The sequence below is a fragment of the Microcoleus sp. M2_D5 genome (genome assembly GCF_036701935.1).
Classification (GTDB): Bacteria; Cyanobacteriota; Cyanobacteriia; order Cyanobacteriales; family Microcoleaceae; genus Microcoleus.
The window spans coordinates 1-7,157 of sequence record NZ_JAUBRP010000094.1 but is presented as its reverse complement, the minus strand read 5'-3'; the positions used below and the strand labels follow the sequence as shown (position 1 = coordinate 7,157).

General features: G+C 44.8%; 6 protein-coding genes. 4 read left to right on the top strand and 2 right to left on the bottom strand.

What is annotated here, in order from left to right; all coding sequences use genetic code 11:
* The first annotated feature begins 173 nt into the window (after positions 1-173).
* The 3 genes from QUA50_RS26290 to QUA50_RS26280 all read left to right on the top strand — a co-directional run bounded on the left by QUA50_RS26290 (position 174) and on the right by QUA50_RS26280 (position 1,627).
* The gene (locus QUA50_RS26290; protein WP_015175937.1) at positions 174-365 is read left to right on the top strand and encodes an NAD(P)H dehydrogenase subunit NdhS; all 192 of its coding nucleotides are present in this window, start codon (positions 174-176) and stop codon (positions 363-365) included.
* 146 nt (positions 366-511) lie between these two features.
* The gene (locus tag QUA50_RS26285; protein ID WP_333196850.1) at positions 512-1,180 is read left to right on the top strand and encodes an HAS-barrel domain-containing protein; all 669 of its coding nucleotides are present in this window, start codon (positions 512-514) and stop codon (positions 1,178-1,180) included.
* Between the two features lie 144 nt (positions 1,181-1,324).
* A complete protein-coding gene (locus QUA50_RS26280) occupies positions 1,325-1,627 on the top strand; it encodes a Rieske (2Fe-2S) protein (protein ID WP_333264481.1) in 303 nt (100 codons plus the stop codon).
* Between the two features lie 103 nt (positions 1,628-1,730).
* Here QUA50_RS26280 and QUA50_RS26275 read toward each other — a convergent pair whose 3' ends face one another.
* A complete protein-coding gene (locus QUA50_RS26275; protein WP_333264483.1) occupies positions 1,731-4,628 on the bottom strand; it encodes a TIGR02921 family PEP-CTERM protein in 2,898 nt (965 codons plus the stop codon).
* Positions 4,628-6,214, bottom strand: a complete 1,587-nt coding sequence (gene xrtO, locus QUA50_RS26270) for an exosortase O (RefSeq protein WP_333298941.1) — start codon at positions 6,212-6,214, stop codon at positions 4,628-4,630. The genes QUA50_RS26275 and xrtO overlap by 1 nt, the downstream gene beginning before the upstream one ends.
* A gap of 127 nt (positions 6,215-6,341) precedes the next feature.
* Between xrtO and smpB the strand changes: the two genes are divergently transcribed.
* Positions 6,342-6,809, top strand: coding sequence for an SsrA-binding protein SmpB (smpB, locus tag QUA50_RS26265; RefSeq protein WP_333264487.1), 468 nt, complete (start codon positions 6,342-6,344; stop codon positions 6,807-6,809).
* The last annotated feature ends 348 nt before the right edge of the window (positions 6,810-7,157 follow it).

The following is a 7,157-nucleotide window of genomic DNA, read 5'->3' as shown; positions in this document are numbered from 1 at the left end:
AGGCATCTTGCCTGTGAGTGTTTGTGGAACAGGCATCTTGCCTGTGAGTGTTTGTGGAACAGGCATCTTGCCTGTGCTTGTTGGTGGAACAGGCATCTTGCCTGTTTTAGCATCAAGTCTCGATCGCCAAGAAAAGGTAAGCTATAAACAGCCAACTTAACATTCCAAGAATTATGATTTTTCCAGGTTCGGCAGTTCGAGTTAAAGATAAGGGTGAGATTTACTACGCCTTTCAAGGACAAGTCCAGCGAGTTAGCGACGGGAAAGTCGCGGTATTATTTGAAGGCGGCAATTGGGACAAGCTGATCACGTTCCGCTTGTCCCAATTGGAACTTGTCGATGCTACGGCTGGTCGCGCGAAATAGTCAGTTGGTTGTTGACAGTTGTCATTTGTTATTGTTTATTAGTACCCACTTACAAATAATAATAAATAAATAATAACCAACTGCCAACAACCAACAACCAACAACCAACAACCAACTGCCAACAACCAACTGCTTTCCTGACTAATATGCGTTTACCTTTACCCCAATTTGCTACAAAAGAGCGCCATCCCGATCGCATTGCTGAGGTAATCGAGACGGCAACTTCGGAGTTTTTAGCTCAATGTTTGGAACCGGAAGACTTAAGTTTTCCCGTAATGCCGCCTTTTGGCAGTTGGGTAAAAGCGGAGGATGAAGAGTCGAAAAATCAAATCTACGGCGTGGTTTATTACGCTACTACTAGCCCGATCGACTCGGTGCACAGAGCTCGCGCTTTGGGTTTGTCGCTCGAAGAGTTGCGGGAAGAACAACCGCAGATTTTTGCGATGCTCAAAACCGAGTTTCGAGTGGCGATTGTGGGGTTTGAGGCTGCGCCGGAAAGGTTGAACGGTCACGGCCCATCAAGGGGTAAAATTTATCAGTATTTGCCGCCGCGCCCGCCGCAAATTCACCAGGCGGTTTATCGCTGCGAACCGGATGAGGTGATTGATTTTACGGTGCAGTTGGATTTTTTGAGGACGCTGCTGGGGGTGACTAATGCGCCGGTGGATGCGCTGACGGCGGCGGCGATTCGGGAGATTTATCAGTTGCGGATGCGCGATCGATCTTGGTTGGTGGAAGCGGGGAGAAGTTTGAGTGTTTTGTTGAAGGATGATTACGATCGGTTGCGAGTGATTTTGAGTCAGATTCATCCCTAGGCAGAAGCTGGAATAAGATAATCAGGACTTAAGGCAAAAAGTGGTTTGACACGCTACGGATAGCAGTAAGCTGCACAATCCGCACCCTAAATAATTAGGTTCTGCGTAAGTCCATGTCAGGTTTTTTCGGAGAATAAATATTATATGTGGGTAGAGATAACAGCGCTGAATCAAGTTCCCGAATGGGATATTTTGAAGGTAAAAGTTGAGGGTACTTCGCTGATTTTGAACCGTCAAGGCATGAATGTCACTTGTTACCGCAATGCTTGCACTCATTTAGAATACCCGATCGACATGGGTAAGGTAAGCAACGGTATCATTACCTGTCCGTTTCATAAGTATCAGTACAAATTAGATACGGGTAAATGTTTGAATGCACCCAGCGATTCCCTGGAATCTTATCCGGTAAAGATTGAGGGCGATCGCGTTTTTGTAGAAATAAATTAGTCAGGACTTACGAACTCCGACAAAGAAACCGGGTTTTTTACGAAATACTTTGTTACACACCGTAAATTAGGTAAAAAACCCGGTTTCTGGGCCCATGTGTACTTTATACCGTTTTCGCGCGCCGCTGACGGAGGAAAATCGCCAAAAGCCCGATCGAACCTACCGCCAACAGCAGCCATTCTTCCGGTTCGGGAACCCCCGAAACATTCAGAGGATTATTCGGCTTAGTTAACTCCTCCTTACCGGATTCTACCTCTCTGTCAAATCGATCGCTCTTAGCTTCCGCTGCTTTTAGTTGCTCCCTTTGCGCGTCATTAACTAACACAATCATCGAAGAATAAGGCGTCACCACTTTGAAATTTTTAGCTACTGCGTGCATCGCATCCAGTTGCGTCAATTGATTTGAACTTTTCTGCTTGCTAAGTGCAGTTATCAACTGCCGCGCAGCTATCGGTTTAAAGCCTTCATTTCCGGTATCTTTTAAATCTGCGACTGCCGCCGATTTTGCGGTTTTTTCCGACTGTGGCGTTTTGCCATAAATCCAAACATAGCCGTCAACAACACTAACTGTAGATTTGCCCGAAGCTGCTGTCGTCGCCACTCGCTGCATCGCGTCTTTGATATCTGTAGAAACTCCGCCACCGCTATCTTGAATCACCTTTAAAGTTGCGTCGTCGTAGCCGGGGGGCAAACCTCCCAAATGCACTGTCCACAGCGGTGAAGAGATGGAAAGTTTAAGTTTGCGATCGTCCGACAATTCGTAACTGTGGCGATCGCTCACCAAAAATACAGTATCGTAACTTTTATCGCCGCGCAACTGTGCAAACTGTTGCAGCATATCTTTGAGCTGGATTGTACCGTAAAATGTCACCTTTGCTGCATCGAAATTGCGTACATCTTCCACAAACTTAGGTGGCATTCCCGCAGCGCTGGCGACATACAAATCAACAGCATTCTTGCCTGCTGCATTAGCTTTAAACCATTCAAAAGTCTCTTTTACTTCCTTATTTTCCGCCGCCATGCTGCGGGAAGTATCGAGAATAACTGCAAATTTTTTGCCTTGCGGTAGCGAGTAATTTGTATCAGCCAGCGGCTTAGCAGAAATGATATTTCCTCCCGGTAGAATTGCCTGCTGCGCTGTTAGCGGTTGCTGTGCGACTGCGGGCAAAAACGGTGGCAGCCAAGTTTCTCTGGCTTCTTTCCCGCTGTATTTTACCTCTTTTCCGGCGATCGTGCGGCGCGTATTTTGGTTCCAAAAAATGTTGCGTTTCTCAGCCAAAACAGGCATCGCCCAACCCTGCGGCTGGCGCATGACTTTGTAAGTAAGCCACAGGTGCATTTCCGTTGGCCCGTCAGTTTGGGTGAATTCTCGTTTAGCCGGGATTGGAAAAGCCCGCAAGCGGTATTGTTTGGGGCCAATTTGTTCTAGCAAAGCCGGATCGACTCTTTCTACTACCTGTTGATTGTAGACTTGCTGGGCGGCACCTCTAGGCGATACTGTAAATACAAAACGTTTGTTTAAATCGGCAGTATCGCCCAGCCAAACTCCTGTAACTGCGGCGCTTTCCGGCAAGGAAAAGTAGTAGAATACTTCTTGCAAGTTCGGCGTTTGATTTTTGTAAACTTCGTAGAGTTGAACGTCAGCCCAGTCGCCGTTTTCTTTGACTGTAACTTCTTGCGACTGCAACCATACTTTTTCCTCATTGACATTCAGCAAACCTGCTTTTGCTTCTTCCCGGTTTGAGGTTGACTGTACCGCGTGTTTTACTGCTTCTGTATCGCCTTTTTGCAGTTCCGTATCGAAAAATTCGCCGTAGAGTTTTTCGGCTTTTTTTACATCAGCACTAGAGCCTTGATACAAAAACGGCGACATTAAAAAATTATAGCTGTTCTGTACAGTTTGAGCCGCTCCGTCAGGTAAATTCAAACTATTTTTGTACATCTCATAAATGTGGTTGTTTTCTCCCACAGTGCTGAGGTAGCGGTAAGGGGACAAATAAGCATTGAGTAAGCCCGATCGAATCATATCAGATTTGGCTAATAAAGTTTGGCGGCTGCTGTCGTTTGCGGGGGGAGTCGCCAGCATTTTTAGTGCTGCAACTTGCGGCTGCTGCTGCAAAGCCGAGAAAATAGCCAGCCAAGCTGCTATGACTCCCAAACTTCCGATTATGGCTTTATTTTTCCCGTATTGTGCAGCAAAACTCTGCCATATTTTCTGCCCGGAATGAATGTAGAGAAAGCCGTACAGCGAAGGCATGACAACGAACAAGCTACAGGTTAAACCAAACAATATAAACGATAGCGGTATCCAAATTAAACCCCAGATCAAGCCCCCGTATTTAAAGATATCCCAAAATGCTGATACCCATGTAAACTTGAAAAATTCAATGACTACAATGATGAATCCATAAAGTGTAAACAATGCCACAGGTACAGCGTAATACATCAGCAATGTTGCCGCCCAAATGCCAACTACTAGCATTAAACTGTGGCATCCTAATTGCAGCCATGCACTTCGCTTTTCTCCGATTAATCTTAAAAAACTATGCTGTTTATTATGGGAAGTTTGAGAATCTGAGATATTTTGAACATTTTCTTTTTTACCCAGATAGCCGTACAGCATCTCGACTGAAAATGCTGCTATGCACAAAGCAATAGTAGCGATGATTTGAGAACTAGCTGGGGTGAGTTCTCGCAGCAGGAACAAGCGGAGCAAACACAGCAAAAATAGCGGTGCTTCTACGCCGTAAAACCAACGCATTAGCTGTAGGGGTTGCTTGCGAAAACGGCTAGCTCCTATTACTGTACATACAGTGGGTACTGCGATCGTAGCTGCCATCGTCAAAGAAAACTCTAGCGGGATGGTGCCATCGATTGTCGCCATAACTAATGGCACTCCTATAATCGGCAAAATTCCCAAGTAAACAATCGATAAAAATGTCAAATTCCACACCCAAAAAATTGTATGTAAAATTCCATCAAATACCTGTTTAATTTTCATTATTTTCTACCTTGCAAGCTTTGTTTAACGGTATCGTGTACCTTACTAGCAAACTCTTTTACTTCATGGTTTTCGGCGGGTAGCGAACTGTCAAATAAAATGGAAACTAGCACCCAATTGTGATTTTTTTGAGTGAGGTCGCTGCCGATACGGGACAAGAAGTTATCTGTTGTTAGCTGTGGAGATTGCAGCCAGTATACTGCTGATAGTTCGTTGTTTTTTAGAGACAGCCAGCGCGCTGTTACTGAAGGAGTTAGTTGTTTTTTTTCTATGCGATTGACGGGAATTCCGCTCGCTACAAAACACAACTCGGGGGCGTGATAAGTTTGCCAGGATGTACTCGCTACTGTGAGCATGGAACCGCGCAAGTTGCCGGCGACAAATCGGATTTTTTGTGTTTGCGTGTCTGGATAGTTGCCGAAGAATTTTTGTTCGCTAGGATTTAGGGGAATTGATTCTGATTTAATGTATTCAGGTAATGTTAAAGGTGCGAGATCAATTTTTGACGTTTCTACATGAGACAGTTGAGCCATGACTGCCAAAACTGTGACTGCTGCAATTATTCCTGGTTTGGCTAAAGGGTGATTTTGGAGTATTTCTGAGTTGGGTTTTGCAGAAATTATGCTGGTTTTTTCTGGCTGAAGTTTTGGCAATCGTTGCAGCATTAACCAGCTCACAAAACAAGCACCTACTAAACCGACAATTCCCAGAGGAACGTGAATAATTTCTGCTATATGTGGCTGTTTCAATACTTCTGAAACCACGACTAACACTGCAACCCGCGCAGCATTAGCACATACCAACATTAAGAGATTAGCAGCGCCGATTGCTAGCCATTTTAAGCTCAATTTACGCCCTTCCAGCCAGGTAGCAGCTAGCAAAAATAGCGTTCCGACTAAGAGGGTTTTAATGCCGCTACAAGGCACGTCAACGTGAGCGATGCCGTTTTCCAAAACGATAATATCGTAAGAAGAAATAGCCGCAACGTGCAGCATTGAGAGCAACTGTTCTACTACCTGAGCAGTGAGCACTCGCGCTGGCAAACCTAATCCGCTATTCAACTGACTGTTGAATGGTAAAATACAAGCCAGCAAACCCGCAACTGGCAAGTTTTTTTGCCAAAATTTCGGCTCCACCAATAAGCCGCACAGCCCGTAAGTTCCGAGGATAAATAGCAGGACAGTAATTGGTTTGATATCAATTATGTACTGAAGGGCGATCGAGCAAATACCCGCACCCAACATCAACAGCAGCGGATCTCGCCTCAAAACGAAATTTGGCGAAAATCCCGGCGGGCGATGCTCTTCGTTGGCGTAGCCCCCGTAGGGGCGGGCTGCGCTAACGGAGCTCCCGCTCGATCGCACTACTAATGCTACAATCAGAAAGCCAATTACTATTTTGTACAGTGTGGGTATCTCAACAAACGAGGATAACAGCCACTTAACAGCCGAGATATTGGCCCAAAACCAAGCAAGCGCCAGCAAAAAAGGAGCCAGCCAAACCAAATTAACTGCAGAAGTGGGACTGACAGCATCTTGAAGGTCAGAATTGGGAATATTGGTGCGCTGCATGATACCGCTTGACATTCACGTTGGTGACATCTTAGCTCAGCCAAATTGGTAATGCCTAGACCGATTATTTAAGTTTTGTCAAGCTTCTATTTTCTCTACAGAGAAGCTAGCGTTATAATAATTAATTTTAGCGGAGGTAAAAATGAGCGAAAAAAGCGCAGGATACAAAATTGTTAGCGATAACCGACAAGCGCGCCATCTCTATGAAATTATAGAGACATATCAGGTAGGCATTGAGTTGAAGGGAACCGAAGTCAAATCTATTCGGGAAGGAAAAGCCAATTTGCGGGACGGATATGGTTTAGTTCGGAACGGGGAACTGTGGCTGATAAACGTTCACATTTCGCCTTGGAGAAGTGCTAGCAACTATTTTAATCACGAACCCCGCCGCACCCGTAAATTGCTGATGCACAAGCAGGAAATTCGCAAATTAATCGGCAAAGTCGAAGAAAAAGGCTTGACTTTAGTGCCGTTAAAAATGTATTTGAAAGGCGGCTGGGTAAAACTGGATATTGGTTTGGGTAAAGGGAAAAAACTGCACGACAAGCGCGAAGATTTGAAGAAACGCGAAGACAAGCGGGATATGGAAAGAGCGATGAAGCAATATTAGTTATGAGTCATCAGTCATTAGTTATTAGACATCTCCCAAAAATAAACTCAAACCTTTGCTGCTCGCAGGTTCAAATTTAATTTATAGAGATGTTTATTAGTTAGGAGTCATTCGTGATTCATGATGGGTGATTGCTGATTAGTGATTGATTATTTTAAATCGAGTTCGGTTAATTACTCATCATACAATTGTTCGATATCCCCCGTTGAGAATTTTGAGGGCTTCTGCGGTCACTACAAACTTAATTAGAGTTATTTCACTGGAGTCCATCTTAGGAATGAGAATTAAATAACTTCCACTCTTGAAAGTGGGATGGGCCTGAAAGCCCGTCTTTTAAGGACGGGCTTT